This is a genomic window from Pseudomonas sp. WS 5079 (assembly GCF_012985465.1).
Taxonomy (GTDB): Bacteria; Pseudomonadota; Gammaproteobacteria; order Pseudomonadales; family Pseudomonadaceae; genus Aquipseudomonas.
The window spans coordinates 1-747 of the sequence record NZ_JAAQWN010000034.1 but is presented as its reverse complement, the minus strand read 5'-3'; the positions used below and the strand labels follow the sequence as shown (position 1 = coordinate 747).

Below are 747 nucleotides of genomic sequence, written 5' to 3'. Positions count from 1 at the left end.
TGTCCACACCGATGGTGATGACCTGGTTGTTATCCAGGGTGATGGTCAGCGGACCAGTGGTGTTAGTGACGGGGGCGCCGTTTTTATCCACAAGGGTGGCGGTGTAGACGATCTGGCCGCCTTCACCGACAGTTTTGGTCGCGGTCAGCACCACATCGACTTTGTCGATGGTGTCGTTGATGGTGGTAGTCGCGCCATCGCCTGCAACCACGAGTTTCTCGAAGTTGCCACCGTCAGTGCCGGTGATCTGGACGGTCTGGGTGCTCTTGTCGATGAACACGTCATCGCCTGGGGCATCCACTGTCACGGTGCCGACGGTTTCGCCAGCCTTGATGGTGATGGTTTGCTTGTTGTCGAGTGTCAGGGTGACGTCGGTATCCGCTTTATTAGAAAGCGTAGCGGTGTAGGTGATCTTGCCACCCTCACTCACTTCCGACGGAGCAGTCAGGGTCACTGTCGTGGTGTTATCAGTGCCCGGTGTGTCGGTCACGATGGTGGTGACTTTATCGGTACCTGGAACCAGGTTCTCGAAGTGCGCGCCACCGGTGACTTCCTTGATGCCGGTAGTAACAGTCTGGTCGCCTTTGTAGACGTCGTCCGGAGCCACAACCGAAACAGTCCCGCTCGACTTGTCCACACCGATGGTGATGACCTGGTTGTTATCCAGAGTCACAGTCACAGGGCTGGTGATGTTGGTTACCGGCGCACCGTTTTTATCCACAAGGGTGGCGGTGTAGACGATCTGGC

1 protein-coding gene is annotated in these 747 nt (G+C 56.9%); it reads right to left on the bottom strand.

What is annotated here, in order from left to right:
• On the bottom strand, nucleotides 1–747 hold a 747-nt coding region (locus HBO05_RS29040), incomplete at both ends, for an immunoglobulin-like domain-containing protein (RefSeq protein WP_346343174.1).